The following is a 21,708-nucleotide window of genomic DNA, read 5'->3' as shown; positions in this document are numbered from 1 at the left end:
CTTCGAAACCTCTTGTAGCATGGTTATACATTAACCATTATATAATGCAATCCTCAATACTTATGGTTGGGGGTGATAATAGACATGTCCAGAGCTTAGAATATTATTTTAAGCTTAAAATCTATTGTGAACTGTTGCTACGGTTTTTCGAACTCCCCAACCACCAAAGATTTTCTTCGGTGGTTAAAACTTGAGCAATTTAAGTTTATATTCAGCGGGGACACATGCTTGATACCAAAAAAATAATAATCTTCCTTACACCTATCTCAAATTCTAAAAATCGTAAACACCGCAAAGAACTTATAAATAATTACTGTCAGCAAAATAATTTCCAAACATCAAAGATTATAGAGCAAAATTCATTCCATCATACTAATATACGTAAATTAATTGATGAAATAAGAAATGAGCCTAAAGGGACTTTTACTATTTTAATTGAGGATATAATACTAAACGATCCAAATAGTATAATTTTTACCTCAAGCCTTGGAACTTTATATTTGCTTGGGTTTATTCATACAGAAATATATAAAAAATCTTTCCAAGAGATAAAATTATATGATGGAATAAACATAAAAAATGATTTTTTAAGTATAGCAGATTTTTGCCTATACTATAATTTGGCATGTTATGGAAATAACTCGTTGGAGGATAAATATACAAATGAGTAATAAGCTTATAAACTTTAAGGAACGTCATATTACCGATGAGGAATTATATCTTGAGGGAATTGCTAAAAATGAGGAATATTTCCCTGAAGAACTAGTTCAGAAAATTCTAAGTGGTGAAAATCCTATTAAGGTTTATCGTGAACATAGAGGACTTTCCCAAGAACAGCTAGCTACTAAGATTGGTAAAACTAAACAATATATTTCTGCTATCGAGAAAGGATCACGTACCGGTACAATAGATACACTAAAAAAACTAAGCAACGTTTTAAATATAGATTTGGACATGCTGTAATTAGACCTAGTATATAATTATCTATATAAAGTATTTATTATTTACTTCCCCTCTTCTCTTTCTTCAATTTAAAAATTTTTTTTAATGTTATTTGTAACAATTTTATTTTTTAAGTTAAACTGGAATTCACGCCGTTGTTTTGTAATCTCATATAGTATAATACCAGATGAAGTACCTAAATTAAGGTTCTCAATAATGCCATACATTGGAATGTTAATACAAATATTGCTCCTTTCAACTGCAGTCTTACTAATGCCTATTCCTTCATTTCCAAACCAAATTGCAAGCTTTTTATACTTAGTATAATCGTGTTCATGAAGTACTACATTTTTGTATCCTTTCAAATGAGGAGAAGTAACAAGCGAAACAAAGCCTTGCTTATCTAAGTGATCCATACAACTATTTGTATCCTTAAAAATCTTTACAAAGCTCCATTTTATAGCCGAGACGGATATAGCATTAAGTTTTTGCTCCGCACGCATTTCTTCCCATGTATCAGGAAGCAATTTTTGATTAGTAACAATGTTTTTTATATTATCAGGATTCTCAATTACAGCAATTAAGTTTTTGCATTTAAAATCTTTAATTTTATTAGCTCTGGCACGAAGCGTTGGTTTAGACTTTTGCTTTTCTTCCATATATTTAGACTATTTTGCTAAGATTATTATGGGATATGTGTGGCACGACCTAGTGTACGATTTGCTAACCTTAGGCACAAAAAGACAGTATATAAATGATGCTTTTTTTATGCAACAAAATTCACAAGCAGCATAAAAATTTTATGGTAGGGTGGCAAGAGATAGTATTTTACTTCCTTTCAAACTTCATTGGAATTTTGAAGAAGCTTATGAGTTTGAAGTGAAAAACATTATTGCTAAATTGTCATGAAGCAGGCTATATAATGAGTTAATTTCTAGCTTTTATATAGTCAGTAATAAATGATGTTGATTAATTTTTAAGTTCATCTTTATTAATTCCTCACTATTAAAAAAAACTTGCAGCTTCTCTCGAAGTTGTAGAGATTCTTCTTTAGTTATTAAGCGAGCTAAAACAACTCTGTCTTTAAATTCGTCATATCTAGCCAAGAGCAAGTCTTTATATTCATTAAAATCATAACTAGAAATATAATGTTCTACTTTTGAAAAAATATTTAAACTTTGACATATATTAGCTAACTTATTGCCTATGTCATAATGAACTCCGTTAATTTGCCCATAAGTCGTGACAAGCTTATAATAACGTTTGAAACTTTCATTAGTTTCCTGATTGTTTAGTTTTTGAAGAGTTGAATTTAGATCAGATTCTTGTAATGAAATTATCCCTTCTTTTTTTAATAAAGAACTCATCAGCTTTATAGCTTCAATAGGATTTTTCAGATGCATTAATAGTAATCTAGAATAGACAATATCGGCTTTGGGATAATCATTATTTGATAGTGAGTAAAGATCACTAACTATAAATGTAACATTTTTGAGTCCTGCATTCTTAATTCTTTGCTGGGCTATTTGGATTTGTTGCTCGCTAATATCAACTGCATATACTTGCCCATTATCACCTACTCTAGATGCCATGATCTCAGTCATTGTACCATTTCCACAACCAATATCCCAGATAATGGCGCTTTCTTTTAGACCAGCTTTTTCAAGTTGCTCTATAGAATGCCGCTTTAACATCTGGTGCTGAAAATCTAAATTTTTAGCTCCTGCTTTTCCTACACCTAATATGTAAGAATTCTTTTGTTTTAAATTGTTATCATGATTCATAGTTCAAGACGTTCGTACAAATAGCAAAAACTGAAGAGTGGCGCGCCCTAAAGGATTCGAACCTCTGACCTACGGATTAGAAATCCGTTGCTCTATCCAGCTGAGCTAAGGGCGCTGAAATGGGTGGATATGGTTTATGTGTTTCAAGCACAGTGTTTTTATGGCTCTGAAACCGTTATTATTAGTATCATCCCGTGGGGTCAAGCCGGCATTGCCCGCATAAATATCAAAAAACGTCCTATATGTCATTCCCGCTTAAAGCTTGCCCCGCGTGGATCAATTTTCTCGTCATTGCGAGGAAATTACGAAGTAATTGACGAAGCAAGGAAGTATAAAAAATGCTAATTTATAGCATTTTTTATTATTTTTCTAGATTGCCGCACTCACTTCGTTCGTTCGCAATGACGACTTAGCATCCACACAGGCAAGCCTCCACAATAATAACATCGGAGTCATGCAACAATGCCGGAAATTCTCAACTCGGCAATCTAATATTTTTACAATTTTTCACCTATAAAGGTGGTGCCGGATATCGGATTTGAACTGATGACCTACCGCTTACAAGGCGGTTGCTCTACCACTGAGCTAATCCGGCTTATTTTTTTAGATATTCAGCTAAGTAAATTTAAAGCTTTTAATTTTATACTGTAGCCTGACTAGTGTTGTTATATAGCTTAGTTTTACCCTCTGTCATCCCGTGGCTCGTCCACGGGATCCAGTAAAATCCAAGCATAGTAACTTAAAATTAAAAGCTCGATTTCTCTCGCTTTATGCTGGATTCCAGCCGTTGCTAAGAATGACATCGGAGGCGTTTCTAGAGCTATGCAACAACACAGGTACAAGCGACAATGCTAGATTTGACAACACTCTAAACTTTTTTACTGGATCCCGTGGATGAGCCACGGGATGACAGTGGTATAACTATGCTTCTTTAGCTTCTTTTTTGCTTGGTTTAGCTTTACGGTTTTTTAGCTTAACTTCCATCTCTTTTTTGACTTTTTCAGGAAGAGCTATACCAGCTTGCTCGATAAATTTTGCAACTCTATCTGTTGGTTTAGCACCAGATTTAAGCCAATATTCTACACGATCCGCCTTTAGAACTACACGCTCATTACTATCTTTAGCAAGCATTGGATTATAAGTTCCAACTTTTTCTAAAAAATCACCATCACGTGGTGCGGTTGCGTTAGCTACTACTACACGGTAAAAAGGACGCTTTTTAGCACCGCCTCTAGCTAAACGAATTTTTACTGCCATATATTACTTCGATTATTTTATTTTTTCTTCTTTAAAAAGAACATGTTTTCTTACTTTTGGATCGTATTTACGAAAAGAAAGCTTTTCGGTTTGCGTTTTTGGATTACGCTTTTTCACTAAAAAAAAGCCTGTACCTGCTGTACTTACTAACCTTACCAAAATGTTTTTATTTTTCTTTGCCATTAGCTTATCGCCTAATCAAGATATTATAATATTCTAAATAGAGCAGAATAAAACGAAATTAAAAAATAGTCAAGGAAAAAACCAGCCAAGGTGGTTTTTTGTTACGACCATTTTACTTCGGGTGGTAGAGACATCAATATTGCCTCAACATTGCCGTCAGTCATTAAGCCAAACTTTGTGCCTCTATCATATAGCAAATTAAATTCTACGTACCTACCTCGTCTTATGAGCTGATATTCTTTCTGCTCATCCGTCCACGGTAAAAATAGCTTATTTCTAACGATTTCAGGATATACTGATAATAACGCTTTGCCTACATCTTGCGTAAAAGAAAAATCTTGCTCAAAATTACCACTATTTAGATAATCGTAAAATATTCCGCCGACTCCTCTCGGTTCTTTTCTATGCTTCAAATAAAAATATTCGTCACATTGCTTTTTAAATTTAGGATAATAGCCAGAATCATATTTGTCGCATGCTTCTTTGAAAGCTACATGAAATTTTGCTGTCTCGTCTTCTTCTGGATAAAAAGGCGTTAAATCACCACCGCCACCAAACCAGTTTTTTGAGGTTTCAATATAACGAGTATTGAAGTGCATTGCAGGGATTAACGGAGATTTAAGGTGAGCAACTAATGAAATACCAGTAGCAAAAAACTTGCCGTCTAGCTCTGCTCCCGGGATTTCGGCACGAAACGCCTTTGAGAATTCACCGAATACAGTCGATATATTAACGCCAACTTTTTCAAACACTTCCCCTTTCATGACAGACATAACACCGCCATCACCGCCATCACGTTCCCAGGTTGAGCGGACAAACTTACCTGGCTTTAAACCTTTTGCCTTTGCGTATTCTTCTTCGATTTTCTCAAATTCCGTGCATAATAAATCACGTAAATTAGTAAACCAGCTACTTGTTACTTCTCTATTTTTTTTGTTCATAACTATTTAACAACTGTTTGATTACTCTTCTCATCATATACATAATAATTAAAAATATAGCTGCAATAATCATGATATAGAAAGCTGGAGCGTAAAATAATTTAGTATGCTCAACAAGCCAACGTGAAATAATCGGGGACGTACCGCCAAATATTGCTATCGCAAAGTTGTAGCTGAAAGCAACGCCGGTAAATTTTTGCTCTGCAGTAAATAGAGAAATAACGAATATATATGCCGTACCTGCTATACTTCCTGCAAGCATGCCAAGAATAGTAAGTGCTAGAATTTGCTGCCAAGTTTCTTCTGCCGACATAAGTAACATAGTCGGTAAGATCAATAACAAAATTGCAGTACCGACTAACATACTCATCTTAAACTTTCCGATAATATCGGCAGCACCGCCAGCAAGCGGCATCGCAACCATTGCAATAAACAAGCTATAAGCTGAATAGGATAAAGCAATAGCATTATCAAAATGCATAACATTGTAATAAAACACATTTATATATGTTTTTACTAAATACATAATACTGCTAGCTATGGCACCTATACATATGGTCAAAAACATAGATTTCCAAGCTGTTTTTATTACGTTGGAAAAAGGAGCTTTAAGAACTTTTTTCTTTTTCTCAAGCATTTTAAAAATCGGCGTTTCTGAAACACGCAGTCGCAAGTAAAATCCGGCAAGCCCTATAAATCCGCCGAGAAGAAAAGCAAACCGCCATGCAAAATCAATATGGGAAAAATAACGCTCGATTATAATACCAATAAAAATTGCTACTAATGTGCCAACAATATTGGAACCATGTACTAAACCTGCTGTAAAACCAGGTCTTAAATTTTGACGATGTTCTAAAATGAAAATAGCAGCTCCTGTTCCCTCACCGCTAATACAAAGTCCCTGAATAAGCCGCATTATGATTAGAGTTATAGGTGCATAAACCCCAATATCTGCATATGAGGGGATCAAACCCATGATAAAGGTCGGGATAGTCATACCAAGCATAGATATTATCAAGGCAATACGCCTACCATATCTATCACCGATATAACCAAATAATATACCACCGATAGGTCTTGTCAAAAACCCAACCGCAAATACGGCTAAGCTTAAAAGAATCTGGATAAATTCTGACTCCCCAGGAAAGAAAATTCGCCCTATAATCGGCGAGAAAACTGAATATACAGTAAAGTCATAATATTCAAGTATATTCCCTGAAATGGCAGATAGAAAAATGAATTTAGATTTATTCATCGAACTCTAAATAACTTAATTACTAATTAGTTATTATAAACAAGTTCTATCATTTATAAAGTATAAATTTTTATCCAATAAAATTTGCCCTTTTTGCACGTCGTGCATTTGTAGCTAAATCTCCAGTAGCCTTTTCATTATCTTGCTTTCTTTTTAATAATGTATCTTTTAAATCTTTACCTATTGTTGCTGCTTGTGTTACTGCAGTTTTCTTAGAAACATTTTTTAACTTAGCTTGATATTCTTTAATTTTTGATATTCGGTTTTCACGCAATTGTTCATAATGAGTTTTGCCACCCGTTCCTTGAACCTTTTCTTCCATTTTTGCTACAAAATTCTTAAGAGGCTCAGGGTCTTTGTTCTGAATAAGAATTAAACAATTTTTGTCTAAAGCTCCTGGCATTTTTTCTTGTATCTTTTTTATCCCACGGTACATATCTAAAGGTTCTGGAGCATAATGCCCACTATTATCAGATATTAATTTTATTTTTCCAGCATCGATAGATATCATTCCAGCCATTTCAGCTGGTATCCCACCTAAAAATGAAGCATGAGACAAGCTGGGATTTTCTGGATCAACAGGTTGTCCTTCATGACTTCCAATATATAAATTACCTTTCTTATCCATAATAAAAGCTTGTTGATCTTCTACTCCTTTACTTGTCTTACCAACAGTGCTAGCGTGTTTTCCCTCATGATCTAATAATGCTTCTAAAGATTTACTGTATGTGATCTGGTGATTGCGTAGTATCTCTTCCGACATTACTAGCATAGGAAATTCAAATGTATAACGACCTATACTTTTCACTAACTTACCAGTAGCTATCTCTTCCAGATAATCTGAATGATCTGATTTTTCAGATATTCTTACCCTTACTGAATCAACTGGATCTCCTAACGCATGTCTAAATTTATCAACAGCTTTTTTCCAACGATTTTCATTGCCACTACCATTATTTTTCATAATACATTCTCTATTTATTGACTATTATTAAAGATATTCATGTTTTTATTATTGTCAAATTATATCGTGACTAGTAAAACCTGAGTCGTCTGAATCATAATCTGGAAGCGGTTCATTTAGTTTTAAAATATCTTTAATAGATAGATTTTTAATCCCTTTGCTAGTATCAACATGCATATCTCTATGAATTTTTGTTTCCTTTCTTCAGTATTATGATACTTCTTAATATGATCAGCAGCATTAGTTTTTAGTTTAGGGCTCTTTTTAAATAATTCAGCCCTAAAATTACCTTTAAATCTTAATTTGTTTGTATAAAAATCAAAATTATCTAGTAGGAACTTTTGGGGTTTCTACTTTTTTAAGTGCGGCAGCTTTCGGTTTTTTATTAATTCCTGCAAAATTCTTTTCTTGCTCTTTACGTAATTCTTCACCTATTTTTTTTGCAACTTCTCTACTACCTTTTAAAGCACTTCTAGCTGGTTTTTTATCAAGACTTTTCTTGCCTTTTGAAGTATCAACCTTTTCATTTTTATGAAAAGTTTTAGTTGCTGCTTTTTCTGATATTTTTACAGTTCGTTTATCGCTTTTTAAAGTATTTTTAGTAGCTTGCCTTTCATTTCTAACACTTCCTAAATAATAAATTTTATTACTTTCTTGTTTAAACTGATTTTGATTTGGTATCGGTTTGCCTTTTAAATCTAAAAACTGATTATCTTTTTCTGCAGAAGCAGAAAATGATTTTAAAAACTCATTATTTTTCTTAATGGCAAATACTTTTCCATTTTTTTCAAGGATAGTTTCATCAAACTTAACACCCTCATCTAATATTATTTTTGCAAAATCACCTACCTCTCCAACTTTTTTACCATTAAGATCATAAGCATAAAGTTTTGTTTCATGAAAATCTAAATCGTCCAAAAAATTTTCTATTGATTTTTTATCTTTAGTAAAAGCACCTATAATTTGTTCTTCTTTTCGGACTGATTCTACTGGAAATATTTCATTCACAGTAATTTTTTCTGTACGTTTAATTATACCTAAAAAGGCTAGAATCTTTTTAAATTTACCTAAATCACGCTTTACTTCAATTTCTCGTTTTCTTTCTAGGTTTATTTTTTCTTTATGTTCTACTTCTCCTACGATTAAATGCCCATCTACAACTTTGCCGTGTTCATCTTTAAAATGTAGTATTTTAGCGTTTTTTATTTGATTTAGTTCGGTTGTTTGTGGATGCTCTTTTTGTGTCATAACTCCCTCTTAAAAATAAAAATTAATTTATTTTAGTGTAATAAGTTAAATAAGCACTTTTCAAGAAATTTCTAGCATTAGTTATTTCTTAATAGTTAATGTTTATTAAGAAATTTGGGTTATTGTGCTGTCCAGCCCCCATCTATCAAGAGTCCAGCTCCTGTTATAGATGATGCTTTTTCGTCACATAGAAATATTACTAAATCAGCTATTTCGCTTGCCTCCACGAATTTCTTTGTGGCTTGTGACTTTAATATTACGTCTTTTAAGGCTGATTCTTCGCTAATATGGCGAGCTTTTGCAGTATCTGCTATTTGGTTTTTTACAAGAGGAGTATTTACATAACCAGGACAAACAGCATTAACAGTGATATTATTCTCAGCTACTTCTAAAGCAACAGTTTTAGTTAATCCAAGGATTCCGTGCTTTGCTGCCACATATGCCGATTTAAAAGGGGATGCAACGTATGCGTGAGCTGAAGCGATATTGACGATACGCCCAAAGCCGTTCTTTTTCATTATAGGAATAGCGTATTTTGTAGTATAAAAAGAGGCTATTAAATCTATACGCAAAATCTGTTCCCATTTATCTTCTGGAAACTCATCGATAGGGGCAACATGTTGAATGCCTGCGTTATTCACTAATATATCTATTTTTCCGAATTCTTTTACTATATTTTCAAACATAGATTTTATTTCACTCGGCTTTTCAAGATTTACTCCTTGATAAAATATGTCAGCTGCACCAAGATTTTTTAATTCCGTAGAAATTTTTTGCACTTCATCATCTTTTGCAAAACCATTAATAACTACTACTTTATCTTTCATTTTTACCTCCTGTTATGTTACTTCTAAAAAGACTTGTATGCAGTGTTCGATGTCATTCCCGTGCGGCATTGCCCGCGTGGATCGAAAAGCACTTTCAATGTCATCTAGTTGCTTGACCACGGCATCCAAAAAATAATAAAAAATACTAATTTTATTAGTATTTTTAACTGGATCCCGCTACAAGCTCGCGGGATGACAACTGGAAAACTGATCCACGCAACAATGCCTTTAGCTAGGAATGACATAGGAATCATACAATAATGCCGCTGCGGAATGACACCAGAAATTAATTTGTCTTTTATTTAAAAGTAACTTATGTTAGATGTTACTAAAAGAAAAATGTGTAAATCTATGGAAATTGTTAATAGTGTTGATGCATCTGTATCTTGCTGCGGTAAAGAGCCGCCTTATGATCATCCGAAAGTTTATTTAGAAATTGATAAAGAAAAAAAGGAAGTTAGCTGCCCTTATTGTAGTAAAAAATTTAGATTAATAGAAACAAAATGACTATAAAGCTTCTTTCAGAAAGTACTATCAACCGCATTGCTGCTGGCGAAGTTATAGAGCGTCCCGCATCGGTTGTAAAGGAATTGGTTGAAAATGCCGTTGATGCAGGTAGTACCAAAATTGACATTATCTTAGAGCGTGCCGGCAAAAATCTAATCATCATTTCCGATGATGGCGTCGGTATGACGGATAAGGAGCTAGAGATTGCCGTTGAGCGTCATACTACTTCTAAACTTGATGAGACCGATTTCCTAAATATACATACTTTCGGTTTTAGGGGCGAGGCATTACCATCTATTGCCGCCATTAGTAAAATGCTGATTACTTCTAAAAAACGTGATAATCAAAAAGCTTTTCAAATTAAATTAATTGGTGGTGACGAAAAACAAATTGCTCCAGCTATTCATAATGAAGGTACTAAAATTGAGATAAGAGATTTATTTTTTGCTACGCCCGCACGTCTGAAATTTTTAAGAACTGATAAAACCGAGCTTGCAGCTACTGTAGATGTAGTTAAAAAGATTGCACTCGCACATCCTGAAATATCATTTAGCCTAACACATGATGGTAAAACCTTACTAAAGCTTAAAGGACAAAATAAGGACGCCGAAAACAACTTGAAACAAAGAATAATTGACGTAATAGGTGAGGATTTTATAAAAAATGCCTCTTATATAGATTTTAAATCTCCTGATTTTTCTATTTATGGCTATACGAACATCCCAACATATAATAGAGCCTCCAGCGAAGATCAGTTTTTATTCATCAATAACAGACCGGTAAAAGATAAATTATTGCAAGTAGCTCTAAGGGTAGCATATCAAGATTATATGCCGCGTGATCGCTACCCTTTATGTGCCATATTCCTGCAAATCGATCCTCAACTTGTTGACGTAAATGTGCATCCGGCAAAAGCTGAAGTTAGGTTTCATGATCCGAATTATGTACGGAATTTACTTATAGATTCAATCAAAAATGCCTTGTCAAATAAAAGTCATATCGCATCCACCACCATTGCATCTAGTGCTATTGAATTATTTAAAAACCCATTCGTTAATAAAGAACCAGCTATAAGTAAATCCTTAAACGTGAATAGTAAACCTAGCGAATATCGACCTGCTATATCACCTACTGTGCCTAAATATAAGCCAAATAATAGCTGCCAAAAATTGATAGATACACTACCACATGCTAGGATCGAGCAGGAAGTAGAGCAGCGTATACAGAACGAGCCGCAAAAATCTTCACAATATAGGCTTGGAGCAGCTAAAGCCCAGCTTCACACTACTTATGTTATTTCACAGACGGAAGATAGTATAGTAATCACTGACCAGCATGCGGCACATGAACGCCTTGGATATGAAAAAATCAAAAATTATATTAAGAATGAAGAGTTAATAAAACAGCGTTTACTCATTCCTGAAATAGTCGAATTACCGGACGAGAAAAGAGCCGATATTTTATATGAGAACAAAGATAAATTATCTAAATTAGGCTTAAGCTTAGAAAAATTCGGCGAAAAATCTATTATAGTAACCGAAATTCCTAATATTCTTGGTGATATAAACGTACAAAAGCTAATTCAAGATTTGGCTGATCATTTAGCAGAATGCGGGGAAAATATAGCCTTAACCGAATTAATTGAGCATGTTACCGAGACTTACGCTTGTCACTATTCTATCAGAGCAGGACGAAAATTATCAGGAGAGGAAATGAACGCACTACTCCGCCAAATGGAAAATACACCATTTTCAGGACAGTGCAACCACGGCAGACCTACCTACATTGAACTTAAGCTTAAAGATATCGAACGTTTATTTGGTAGAAAATAGATAGCCTTATTGCGTGGACTGAAAACGCTTTCAAGGTAAAACCGGCGTCGTTGCATGACTCGGAAAGTGTATTCATTGTCATACCGTGGCTTGACCACGGTATCCAGTACTTAAAAAGCCTAAATACAGCAAATTTTAAAATTAAAAGCTCGATCTTTCTCGCTTTTTTCTGGATCCCGTGGTCAAGCCACGGTATGACATTCTTACTATAAGCTAATTCGTAGTTTATTCAAATCGCCATGCAATAAAATTATACTTATAATTGATAAGCAACTTTTAAAATCTTTCTTAGGTTTATTCCGCTCTATTATCTTTGGTACTTTATCATATCTCAAGTTAATTAAAATTTTCATCTATGATGAGAATGACTTTGCTCTAGATATAAAAGCCTTAAAAAGCAATGAAAATTACTTCTGGTCTTATAAAATTAATTACTTTAAAAAGCTGATTAATGGAGAGTGATTAGTTTTGCCTGCATGGATCGAGAGGCGTCATAAGCTATGCGACTGTAAGGAGCGTGGCAATCCAGAAAAAATAATAAAAAATGCTATAAATTAGCATTTTTTATACTTCCTTACTTCGTAATTTCCTCGCAATGACGTTCCAAACGAAAATCACACTCCGTGCCGTTCAGCAATTAGACCTTTTATCTCAGAAATAGCCTTAGCAGGATTTAGACCTTTCGGACAGGTTTTAGTACAGTTCATAATTGTATGACATCTATAGAGCTTGAACGGATCTTCTAAAGCCTCTAGACGCTCGCCTGTATGATCATCCCGTGAGTCGGCAATCCATCTATATGCCTGAAGTAAAATTGCAGGACCTAAATATTTATCCCCATTCCACCAATAGCTAGGACAAGAAGTAGAACAGCATGCACATAATATACATTCATATAATCCGTCAAGCTTCTCTCGATCTTTAATCGACTGTAATCTTTCAGCATTGGATGGAGCTGAACTATCGGTTTTAAGCCATGGTTCTATAGATTCATATTGTGCGTAAAAATGAGACATATCCAGCACTAAATCTTTTACCACTTTCATATGAGGAAGTGGATAGATTTTAATATCGCCTGAAATTTCTTCTATAGGCTTAATACATGCTAAAGTATTTGTGCCATCAATATTCATTGCACAACTACCACAAATTCCCTCACGACAAGAACGTCTAAAAGTTACAGTAGAATCAATTTCGTTTTTGATTTTAATTAAAGCGTCTAAAACCATCGGACCGGTTTTGCTTAAATCTATCTCGAAACTATCAATAGTAGGATTCTCATCAAGGTCAGGATCATATCTATAAATTTTTATTTTTCTAAGATTAGATACATCTCCTTTTGCTTTATGTTCCTTACCTTTTTTTACAACTGAATTTGGCGGTAACCTTAACTCTGCCATACTATATACTCTTTAATATTATGATTTAGCTTTTATCTTCCTTTTTAGCTTTAATTGGTTTTGCTTTCTTAAGGTCTTTTTCTTCGGCTATTTTTATGGTAGATGATGCCGCACCAAAAGGAAAGTTATTTTCTTCTTCAGAGTCTAGCTGTCTGCTGCTAAGTAAATTTTTAATTTGCTGACCTGATAATGTTTCATATTCTATTAAGGCTTTAGCAAGTATATGAAGTTGATCTAAGTGCTTAGTTAAAATGTCTTTTGCTAAATCATAGCCGGTAGTAACAATTTTCTTTACTTCTTCATCTATTAACTCTGAAGTACTTTCCGATCTATCACTAGAACTATTTCTATTAGTATACATATCTTCACTAGCACTTCCGTGATATACAGGACCGACCTTATCGCTAAGCCCCCAATCGGTAACCATTGCCTTTGCCATTCTGGTTGCCATCTTTATATCTGATGATGCTCCTGAGGTTACCTTTTCTTTACCAAATATAATTTCTTCAGCTACTCTACCAGCCATGGCTACCGCAATATCTGCTTCCATCTTATCACGTGGCATTGAAAAACGATCATTTTCCGGTAATCTCATAACCATACCAAGAGCTCTACCACGTGGAATAATCGTAGCTTTATGAATAGGATCAGAAGCGGGACAATATAAACCAACTAAAGCATGACCACCCTCATGATATGCTGTTAGTTTTTTCTGCTCATCGGACATAATCATTGAGCGACGCTCAACCCCCATCATGACCTTATCTTTGGCCTCTTCCAAATCATGCATTTCTACTTCTTTCTTATTGCGTCTTGCTGCAATAAGAGCAGCTTCATTAACTAAATTAGCGAGTTCAGCACCAGAAAATCCAGGTGTTCCTCTGGCAATAATTCTTGGTACGATTTTAGTGCTATATTTTACTTTCTTTAAATGCACTTGTAGTATTTTTTCTCGTCCATCAATATCAGGATTTGAGACAGTAATTTGCCTATCGAACCTACCTGGTCTTAATAAAGCGTTATCAAGAACGTCGGGACGGTTGGTAGCTGCAATAATCACAACTCCCTCATTTGCTTCAAATCCGTCCATCTCGACTAACATTTGATTTAATGTTTGCTCACGCTCATCATTGCCGCCGCCCATACCAATACCTCTATGGCGACCTACCGCATCAATCTCATCAATAAAGATAATACAAGGAGCGTTACGCTTGCCCTGCTCAAACATATCACGCACACGGCTAGCACCCACGCCTACAAACATCTCAACGAAATCAGAACCAGAGATGCTAAAAAATGGTACGTTAGCCTCACCTGCAATTGCTTTAGCAAGCAGCGTCTTACCAGTTCCTGGAGGACCTATGAGCAAACAACCTTTAGGTATTTTACCGCCAAGCTTTTGGAACTTGCTTGGATCTCTTAAAAAGTCCACTATTTCGGTTAATTCGTCTTTTGCTTCATCAATACCAGCTACATCTTTGAAAGTTATTTTTGGACCCTTATCCGACAAAAGTTTGGCTTTAGATTTACCAAACCCCATAGCTTTACCGCCGCCATGCATTTGTCGCATAAAGAAAACCCAAACACCGATTAATAAAAGCATCGGAAACCAAGAAATTAAGAAGCTTAAAAATGTGTTCATTCTTGTTTCAGGCGGCACGACTTCTATATTAACGTCATTATTATTTAGACGATTTACTAAATCAGGATAATCAGGAGCGTAAGTACTAAAACTAGAACCATCATTTGAAGTTCCTTCTATTATTCTTCCTTGAATTTTAACCGAGTTAACAGTTTTCTCATCGACTTTTGTTAAAAATTCTGAGAAAGATATATTATTTTTACTGCTGAGTAACCCATCAGACTGAAAAACATTAAAAAGCAGTATTACAAAAACAAAAATTACTGCCCAAACTATAATATTTTTACCTTGATTATTCATTGATACAAAACCTAACAAAAATCATTAATTATAAACAAAAACATTTTTACCAGTTTAATTAACTGACTCAGTAAAAATGTGTAAAACGAGATGTAAAATCCGGAGCAAAAGAGACGTTAAAACTCTTTATGTCGTTATCATAGTATGATATATGTGGTATTGCTACAACTTTTTCAAGTATTTTAATAATAGGTAAGGTAAATAAAATCGCATTGTGGTTTCCACAAGATAGGTTTTTTAAAACTTCTAGATCTAGTTCTTTCTTGATTATTTTATAATCTTCTAGCGATAAATATGTTGCTACACAATTTTCTATGTCATGGTTTTTTGTAATACGAAAACGATTATCCCAAACAACCTGCTTATCTAATAATAACTTACTTTCTGGTAGCTTTTTACCAAATTCCCGATATATTAATAATTTATTTTGCATACGCTTAATTACGCAACCATGCAGAGTATTTTTAAAATCCAAACTTTGCATAATTAATTTTAAAATAGGCTCTACCGAATAGAAACGAGCCGAGCGTTGCTGTCCGCTAATTATTATCAGTAAAAAGTTAATTAGCTGCACTCGTACTTCTTGTGAAAATCCGCTAAATTTAATTAAATCAAGAAAAGCAAAGCCATATTCAGATATCTTTACCGATTCGGCTATTGCGGATATTAATTCCGGTTTAAACTTATTTTCTACTAATTCATTAACTTTAATTTGCTGAGTAATTATATCATCTTTAATATAAACTTCCTCTTTAGCTAATTTCTGCCTAACTGCATTACGTCTATATTTAGTCGATAAATTTGATTGATCTTCAAACCATTTAATATTATTTGTAACTAAATAATTTACTAATTCGCTTTTAGGAATATTAAACAGAGGTCTAATTACTTGTGTATTATTATGCCAGTTTATGCTGCTGCTGCTAAGTCCGAATACGCCGCTTTTACGCTCTAATCTAAGGCAAAAATTTTCTATATAATCATCTTCATGGTGAGCGGTTAATAGAACTAATACATCAAGCTTTTGGCACAATGAAGTCATTAAATCATAACGCCCTTTTCTTGCTCGCTCCTGTAAATTAGAAAAATTATTTTGATGATCGAAAGAAAGGCTATAAAACTTAAGCCCTAAATCGTTGGCAGTATTTTGGATATACTCAATTTCCTGCTTTGATTGCTCTCTTAAATTATGGTCAACCGATAAAACAAATAACTCTATATTATTTTTTTTAGCCCAGATACTTGCAAGGTAAAGTAATGTTACTGAATCACTACCGCCAGAAACCGCAATAGCTATTTTAGATAAGCCAAAACCACCTATTAAATTATTGATGTTGTGTTCAAATTTTTCGTATAGCATAAAATCACTTATTATATGGGATTGTTAACATGAGTATACTGCTAATAAATGAAGAGTTGGGTATACGAAGTTTTATTTGGAAAAGAGCAAGGCGGCTTGAAGCTGATAACCGCAGCGTACAAAAAGTACGTGAGGATTATCAGCAAAAGACTTTGTCGCCAATTTTTCAAATAAAACGAGTATATACTTTTTGAACACCAAGAAAGGCTAACAGAAGTAACAAAAGAAAACAAGGCATTTATTGGAATAGATTTGATGTAAATGTTTTTCAATTAAATTGTATTATTTGGCACTTTATAGCTTTTATGTTATAATAATTATTATTTCAGACAGATTACGTTTATGTCAATTACACGCTTCCTTGACCCAAAGAATAATTTTGCATTCATACAAATATTTGGAAGAGAAAAGAATAAGGATATACTCATCCATTTTTTAAATGATATTTTAGGTTATACAGGGGAAGAAAAAATTAAAGAAGTTACTTTTTTAAAAACCAATCAAGACCCTGATATTGCAGTTTATAGACAATCTATTGTTGACGTATTGTGCAAAGATGAAAACGGCACGCAATTTATTGTAGAGATGCAGATAAGTAAACATCCAGGTTTTGAAAAAAGAGCCCAACTTTATGCTGCAAAAGTCTATTCAAGGCAAATAATCAAAGAGGATGAACATCACAAAAAAATGGCAGTATATGCCAAGCTAAAAGGCGTCATATTCCTAGCCATTGCCGATTTTATCCTATTCCCAAATAAAGAGGACTGGAGATCAAACCATAGGCTACTTGATACTAAAACCTATGAGAATGATTTACAGGATTTTTATTTTATTTTTTTAGAATTAGAGAAATTTAACAAAGAACTAAATCAATTAGAGAATCTTCAAGAAAAATGGGCATATTTCTTTAAACATGCACATGAAAGTACATTAGAAGAAATGGAGCATTTAATAGGTCAGGATCTTATTATGAAGAAAGCTTTTTACGCTTTAGATCAAGCTAGTTGGTCTGAAGAAGATCTCAACACCTATGAAAAAATGGTTAAAACTGAAATGGATAATTTAGCTGTAGAAGAGCAGAAAATTGAAGATGCTAAAAATAAAGTAAAAATGTCTATGGCAAAAAAAATGTTAGCTAATAATGAACCTACTGAAAGAATTACAGAGTATACAGGTTTAACTAGCGAAGAGATAGAGAAATTAAAATAATAGATTTTTTAATTTCATCATTTTAAAGTAACTTATTATTTTGATCAAATAAGAAAAAATTACCCACTTTCGGGATGATAAATTTATCGTCTTGGATGTTATGCTTTTTAATTGCTTGCTGTAACTCTAAAGGAGCTGCGTTAAAGGCTTCGTCAGCTAATTGAAAGACATCGAAATGACTTGCTATAGAAAATTTAGATCGTAAATCTAGATGAGCAAGTACTGCTTCCTCAGGGTTCATATGTACCGGTTGCATGAACCATCTTGGTTCATAAGCTCCTATTGGAATAAGGCTAAGTAAAATATTATATTTTTCGCCGATCTCTTTAAAAATATTTGCATTATAACCTGAATCGCCTATAAAACAAATATCACCTTTCTTGGTTTTAATAATAAAAGTTCCCCATAACGCTTCGTTCTTATCAAATATTCCTCTAGCTGACCAATGTTGTGCTGACTCTAAGCAATATTCTATATTTTTATCTTTGTAAGATTCACTCCACCCTAAAGTAATAATTTCAGCATCTTTAATATGTTTTTTTATTATTATATCATTCTTAAGAGGAGTAATAATTTTAGGCTTATCCCGCAGCCATAAATCGTTAATCGTTTTAATATCTAGATGATCATAATGATTATGGCTTATTAATATAAAATCGATTTTAGGTAAATCAGCAAAATCGATACCGGGCTTTACTATTCTTTTCGGTCCTGCAAAGGTAAAAGGACTTGCTCTCTCCGACCATACCGGATCAGTTAAAATATTTAGACCTTGCACCTGAATTAAGAAAGTAACGTGACCTACATAGCTTACTCTTATATTCTTATCATGAGTTATTGGAGGAATATCGGTTGTGATAGATGCCGATAATGGTAACCTTTCTGACTTTTTTGAAGTCATTTTCCACTTTAAGATATCAAGCAAATTTTTAGGCTTAATATTAGGATCAAGGTTATAAAACATATTTTTATTTTAACGTGATCTTTCTGTTTGCTTATTAGATCGTTTAACTTGCTCTTTTTCTATAAAAGATTTTTTTGGCTCATTTGGCTTTTGTACTGATTTATGTGCAAACCCTGCTGCTTTTCCTCTTACTTCCATGACAGATTGCAGAGCTTCTTTTGGTAGTTGAGTTAAAAATGCTGGTATATTTGATTCTACTTCTTTCTTATTAATATTTATTTCTTTTGATTTCTTTAACTCTATTTCTTTAGCAAGATCTCTGCCAATAACATCATCTAATGCAGCTCCTATATAATCGGCAAACCGAACAATTGCTTCTGAGCTAGGTAATATTGTTTGTTCCTTTGTTATAAAATTTTTCCATAAAGTTTCATTGGTATTTGTTTCTGCAGCAAGTTTATATGCTGAAATATCTCTTTCTTTTAATTCTTCTTTTACCTTTTCTTTTAAATGATAACTTATATTATCTCTTAAATTTTCTTTATCGCTCATTATTTTTTCCCGTAAATATTCACTCCTAAAAGGCTTAAGAGTTATAACAATTTATTTCTAAATGATAAGAATTTATAGTTTATATAGATTATTTATTAATATATAACTAATAAATGACAAATAGAAGATATTTCACGATATAAGTAATAAGTTTTAAGATATTTTAATTAATTATACCGAAAATACTTCAAAATTTGGAAAGTTAAATAAGTGTTAATCCAAGATACATGTATTTAAGTGTTAACAGTGTTCTGTTTCAGATATTTTAAGAAGATCATATAAATCGAGAACTGTTTTCTCTACTTGTTTATCATTTATTAATATAATAATCTTAATTTCCGATATTTGTACCATTTGAACATTGATATTATCTTTTGCTAATTTTGATAATATCACTTCAAGCAATTTCAAATCATTTTTAATCCCATGACCAATAATTGAAACTGTAGCAATTTCAGTATCAAAGGTAAAATTACTTATTTGATTATTATTTTTCAAATTAGTAAGTAGTATATGTAAACTATTTTTATCTGTTAAATCAGTAATAAAACTATATCTTTTGTTATGCTCTATTTCTTGCATCAACTCAATATGATTATTATTTTGTGCAATAACACTCGCAACTTGAATAAAGTTTAACGAACAGCTTTCTATAGTTATATATAATAAATTTTTATTAGAAGTAATGCCGCTAATTATTCTTTTTTCCATAATTTTATCTTTTGAAGTGATTAACGTGCAACCTGCTTCAGGTGCAAAAGTTGAAAGAATACGCATATCTATTTGATATCGCATTACTATTTCTGCTGCCCTTGTATGTAATACTTTTGCTCCACTTAATGCTAACTCTAACATTTCTGAAAAGTCTATCTCGTCTATCTTTTTTGCTTTTGGAATAATTCTTGGATCAGCAGCAAATACACCCTCTACATCCGTATAAATATCGCACCTATCTGCTTTCATGGCTGCAGCAATTAAAGCAGCGGTAGTATCAGACCCACCTCTACCTAATGTAGCTAATCTATTATGTTTATTGATTCCTTGAAAACCAGCAATTATAGGAATAATATTTTGTTGTAAACATTCGTTCAATAAGTTTGTATCAACTGATTCTACTAAAGCTTTACTGTGATTATCATCAGTCAAAATTGGTAATTGCCACGCCAAAAATGATCTGGCATTTATATTTTCTTCTTGAAGAGCAAGTGCAAGCAATGAAGCCGTAACTATCTCACCGCTAGAAAGTGCTACATCATATTCTGCAAGTTGAGATGATTTATTAAGACTTGATACTTCATTACATAATGTAACAAGTTGATTAGTGACCCCTGCCATAGCAGAAACTACTATAATTACTTGATTATTTTTAGCTATTTCAGCTTTTATAATAGGGATGATTTTTTTTATTCTGTCAATAGTTGCAACGGAAGTGCCACCGAATTTTTGAATTATTAAGGCCATATATAGAAGCCTATTACTGCTGTTTTTGTGGGGTATTAATATCGTTTAGTTTTTCGTCATTGCGAGGAGATGCATAGCTAAAGGTACGGTAGTCTAGTTAACTATAATGTCATTCTCGCTTAAGATTTACTTGCATGGATCAAAAGCACCCTAAGGGTAGTCATCCCCCCTCGTGGCTTGTCCACGGAATCCAGCTTAAAATACTAAAATTGTTGGTATTTTTTACTGTTTCCTGGATCTAGTTCCCAAGCCACAGGAGGCATTATTGCACGGATCGAAAAGCACTTTCGATGTCATGCCGTGGCTTGACCACGGCATCCAAAAAATAATAATTTTATTAGTATTTTTAACTGGATCCCGCGATCAAGTCGCGGGATGACAACTGGAAAACTGATTCACTCAACAAAGCCGCCACAGCATGACGAGAGAAAAAACGATTCACGCAGGCTATTATAAAATCTTAATTATGCACTAGCGATTTCTGTAACGTTTACTATTTTATGATCACGCTTAGTTAAAAACTCTACTCTTCCTGATGTTAAAGCAAAAATAGTATGATCCTTACCAATCCCAACATTTACTCCAGGGTGGATTTTTGTACCACGTTGTCTAACTATAATATTGCCAGGTATTACATATTGCCCATCAGCTTTTTTAACGCCAAGTCTTCGACCGGCTGAATCTCTTCCGTTCCTAGAACTACCACCAGCTTTTTTGGTTGCCATCTTATGATTCCTTTATTATTAACTTTTACAAAAAGTCTATTATTGTTTTGTAATATCTAATATTTTTAGCTCTGTCAATTCTTGACGATGACCGGCTTTACGACGATAATTTTTTCTACGTTTTTTCTTAAAAACTATAATTTTATTATCTCTAAGCTGGTTAGTAATTTCAGCTGTAACAACAGCTCCTTTTACTAATGGAGTACCGATAAAAGAAGGCTTTGAATATTCACCCATCATTAAAACCTGATTAAGCTGAATTTTAGAGCCAAGCTCACCTTCAATTTTTTCGACTTTAATAACGCTGTTTTGGTCTACTTTATATTGTTTTCCACCTGCTTTTATAACTGCGAACATGAAAAATATCTCTTTAAAAATTTATAAATATTTGTCGTATCATATTATTATATTGGCA

Annotated in this window: 24 protein-coding genes and 2 tRNA genes; 6 read left to right on the top strand and 20 right to left on the bottom strand. The window is 33.3% G+C overall.

The features are described from left to right. The first annotated feature begins 224 nt into the window (after positions 1 to 224). Both AAHF54_RS00245 and AAHF54_RS00240 read left to right on the top strand, forming a co-directional pair. Entirely contained in the window at positions 225 to 671 is a 447-nt protein-coding gene (locus AAHF54_RS00245) for a hypothetical protein (protein WP_342170022.1), read from the top strand. Continuing rightward, on the top strand, positions 664 to 963 hold the full coding sequence (locus tag AAHF54_RS00240; protein ID WP_341788639.1) for a helix-turn-helix transcriptional regulator: 300 nt from the start codon (positions 664 to 666) through the stop codon (positions 961 to 963). The genes AAHF54_RS00245 and AAHF54_RS00240 overlap by 8 nt, the downstream gene beginning before the upstream one ends. Positions 964 to 1,031: 68 nt before the next feature. Here AAHF54_RS00240 and AAHF54_RS00235 read toward each other — a convergent pair whose 3' ends face one another. The 12 genes from AAHF54_RS00235 to AAHF54_RS00180 all read right to left on the bottom strand — a co-directional run bounded on the left by AAHF54_RS00235 (position 1,032) and on the right by AAHF54_RS00180 (position 9,401). Continuing rightward, positions 1,032 to 1,601, bottom strand: a complete 570-nt coding sequence (locus AAHF54_RS00235; protein WP_342170021.1) for a TrmH family RNA methyltransferase — start codon at positions 1,599 to 1,601, stop codon at positions 1,032 to 1,034. Positions 1,602 to 1,883: 282 nt separating this feature from the next. After that, a complete protein-coding gene (locus tag AAHF54_RS00230) occupies positions 1,884 to 2,726 on the bottom strand; it encodes a methyltransferase domain-containing protein (RefSeq protein WP_342170020.1) in 843 nt (280 codons plus the stop codon). A gap of 38 nt (positions 2,727 to 2,764) precedes the next feature. Continuing rightward, positions 2,765 to 2,841: transfer RNA gene (locus AAHF54_RS00225), tRNA-Arg, on the bottom strand. 405 nt (positions 2,842 to 3,246) lie between these two features. Further along, positions 3,247 to 3,321: transfer RNA gene (locus AAHF54_RS00220), tRNA-Thr, on the bottom strand. Between the two features lie 326 nt (positions 3,322 to 3,647). Continuing rightward, the gene (gene rpsP / locus AAHF54_RS00215) at positions 3,648 to 3,983 is read right to left on the bottom strand and encodes a 30S ribosomal protein S16 (protein WP_341788635.1); all 336 of its coding nucleotides are present in this window, start codon (positions 3,981 to 3,983) and stop codon (positions 3,648 to 3,650) included. A 12-nt stretch (positions 3,984 to 3,995) separates the two neighbouring features. Further along, positions 3,996 to 4,166, bottom strand: a complete 171-nt coding sequence (rpmG, locus tag AAHF54_RS00210) for a 50S ribosomal protein L33 (protein WP_011478029.1) — start codon at positions 4,164 to 4,166, stop codon at positions 3,996 to 3,998. Between the two features lie 101 nt (positions 4,167 to 4,267). Continuing rightward, entirely contained in the window at positions 4,268 to 5,107 is an 840-nt protein-coding gene (hemF, locus tag AAHF54_RS00205) for an oxygen-dependent coproporphyrinogen oxidase (protein WP_341788634.1), read from the bottom strand. Continuing rightward, on the bottom strand, positions 5,091 to 6,362 hold the full coding sequence (locus tag AAHF54_RS00200; protein WP_341794538.1) for an MFS transporter: 1,272 nt from the start codon (positions 6,360 to 6,362) through the stop codon (positions 5,091 to 5,093). The genes hemF and AAHF54_RS00200 overlap by 17 nt, the downstream gene beginning before the upstream one ends. 70 nt (positions 6,363 to 6,432) lie before the next feature. Next, a complete protein-coding gene (locus tag AAHF54_RS00195) occupies positions 6,433 to 7,326 on the bottom strand; it encodes a hypothetical protein (protein ID WP_341788632.1) in 894 nt (297 codons plus the stop codon). Positions 7,327 to 7,380: 54 nt separating this feature from the next. Continuing rightward, complete coding sequence (locus AAHF54_RS00190) at positions 7,381 to 7,503, bottom strand: hypothetical protein (RefSeq protein ID WP_341788631.1); 123 nt, start codon at positions 7,501 to 7,503, stop codon at positions 7,381 to 7,383. 147 nt (positions 7,504 to 7,650) lie between these two features. After that, the gene (locus AAHF54_RS00185; protein ID WP_342170019.1) at positions 7,651 to 8,574 is read right to left on the bottom strand and encodes a hypothetical protein; all 924 of its coding nucleotides are present in this window, start codon (positions 8,572 to 8,574) and stop codon (positions 7,651 to 7,653) included. A gap of 119 nt (positions 8,575 to 8,693) precedes the next feature. Continuing rightward, positions 8,694 to 9,401, bottom strand: coding sequence for a 3-hydroxybutyrate dehydrogenase (locus tag AAHF54_RS00180; RefSeq protein ID WP_342170018.1), 708 nt, complete (start codon positions 9,399 to 9,401; stop codon positions 8,694 to 8,696). 339 nt (positions 9,402 to 9,740) lie between these two features. On the opposite strand from AAHF54_RS00180, the gene AAHF54_RS00175 reads away from it, so the two are divergent. Then, entirely contained in the window at positions 9,741 to 9,908 is a 168-nt protein-coding gene (locus AAHF54_RS00175) for a zinc-finger domain-containing protein (protein WP_341789249.1), read from the top strand. Further along, on the top strand, positions 9,905 to 11,740 hold the full coding sequence (gene mutL, locus AAHF54_RS00170) for a DNA mismatch repair endonuclease MutL (protein ID WP_341788628.1): 1,836 nt from the start codon (positions 9,905 to 9,907) through the stop codon (positions 11,738 to 11,740). The genes AAHF54_RS00175 and mutL overlap by 4 nt, the downstream gene beginning before the upstream one ends. Before the next feature lie 614 nt (positions 11,741 to 12,354). On the opposite strand, the gene AAHF54_RS00165 is transcribed toward mutL, so the two are convergent. The 3 genes from AAHF54_RS00165 to tilS form a co-directional block, all read right to left on the bottom strand. Beyond that, on the bottom strand, positions 12,355 to 13,140 hold the full coding sequence (locus AAHF54_RS00165; protein WP_341788627.1) for a succinate dehydrogenase iron-sulfur subunit: 786 nt from the start codon (positions 13,138 to 13,140) through the stop codon (positions 12,355 to 12,357). 25 nt (positions 13,141 to 13,165) lie between these two features. Continuing rightward, entirely contained in the window at positions 13,166 to 15,082 is a 1,917-nt protein-coding gene (gene ftsH, locus AAHF54_RS00160) for an ATP-dependent zinc metalloprotease FtsH (RefSeq protein WP_341794531.1), read from the bottom strand. Positions 15,083 to 15,149: 67 nt separating this feature from the next. After that, positions 15,150 to 16,442: a tRNA lysidine(34) synthetase TilS gene (tilS, locus tag AAHF54_RS00155; protein ID WP_341788625.1), complete on the bottom strand. Its 1,293-nt coding sequence runs from the start codon at positions 16,440 to 16,442 to the stop codon at positions 15,150 to 15,152. 29 nt (positions 16,443 to 16,471) lie between these two features. Between tilS and AAHF54_RS00150 the strand changes: the two genes are divergently transcribed. Both AAHF54_RS00150 and AAHF54_RS00145 read left to right on the top strand, forming a co-directional pair. Next, positions 16,472 to 16,636 carry a hypothetical protein gene (locus AAHF54_RS00150; protein WP_341794529.1) on the top strand — a complete coding sequence of 55 codons (165 nt, stop codon included), beginning with the start codon at positions 16,472 to 16,474 and terminating at the stop codon, positions 16,634 to 16,636. Positions 16,637 to 16,784: 148 nt separating this feature from the next. After that, the gene (locus tag AAHF54_RS00145; protein WP_341788624.1) at positions 16,785 to 17,651 is read left to right on the top strand and encodes an Rpn family recombination-promoting nuclease/putative transposase; all 867 of its coding nucleotides are present in this window, start codon (positions 16,785 to 16,787) and stop codon (positions 17,649 to 17,651) included. A gap of 22 nt (positions 17,652 to 17,673) precedes the next feature. On the opposite strand, the gene AAHF54_RS00140 is transcribed toward AAHF54_RS00145, so the two are convergent. The 5 genes from AAHF54_RS00140 to rplU form a co-directional block, all read right to left on the bottom strand. After that, positions 17,674 to 18,552 (bottom strand): MBL fold metallo-hydrolase, encoded by an 879-nt coding sequence (locus AAHF54_RS00140; protein ID WP_341789248.1) that lies wholly within the window; start codon positions 18,550 to 18,552, stop codon positions 17,674 to 17,676. A gap of 72 nt (positions 18,553 to 18,624) precedes the next feature. After that, on the bottom strand, positions 18,625 to 19,107 hold the full coding sequence (locus AAHF54_RS00135) for a hypothetical protein (protein ID WP_342170017.1): 483 nt from the start codon (positions 19,105 to 19,107) through the stop codon (positions 18,625 to 18,627). Positions 19,108 to 19,347: 240 nt separating this feature from the next. Next, positions 19,348 to 20,568: an aspartate kinase gene (locus AAHF54_RS00130; RefSeq protein WP_342170016.1), complete on the bottom strand. Its 1,221-nt coding sequence runs from the start codon at positions 20,566 to 20,568 to the stop codon at positions 19,348 to 19,350. A gap of 464 nt (positions 20,569 to 21,032) precedes the next feature. Next, positions 21,033 to 21,293, bottom strand: coding sequence for a 50S ribosomal protein L27 (gene rpmA, locus AAHF54_RS00125; protein WP_011478055.1), 261 nt, complete (start codon positions 21,291 to 21,293; stop codon positions 21,033 to 21,035). Positions 21,294 to 21,332: 39 nt separating this feature from the next. Then, positions 21,333 to 21,650, bottom strand: coding sequence for a 50S ribosomal protein L21 (rplU, locus tag AAHF54_RS00120; RefSeq protein WP_011478056.1), 318 nt, complete (start codon positions 21,648 to 21,650; stop codon positions 21,333 to 21,335). Positions 21,651 to 21,708: the final 58 nt, after the last annotated feature.

The sequence above is a fragment of the Rickettsia endosymbiont of Seladonia tumulorum genome (genome assembly GCF_964030815.1).
GTDB lineage: Bacteria > Pseudomonadota > Alphaproteobacteria > Rickettsiales > Rickettsiaceae > Rickettsia.
This window is presented reverse-complemented; position numbering and strand designations above follow the sequence as displayed.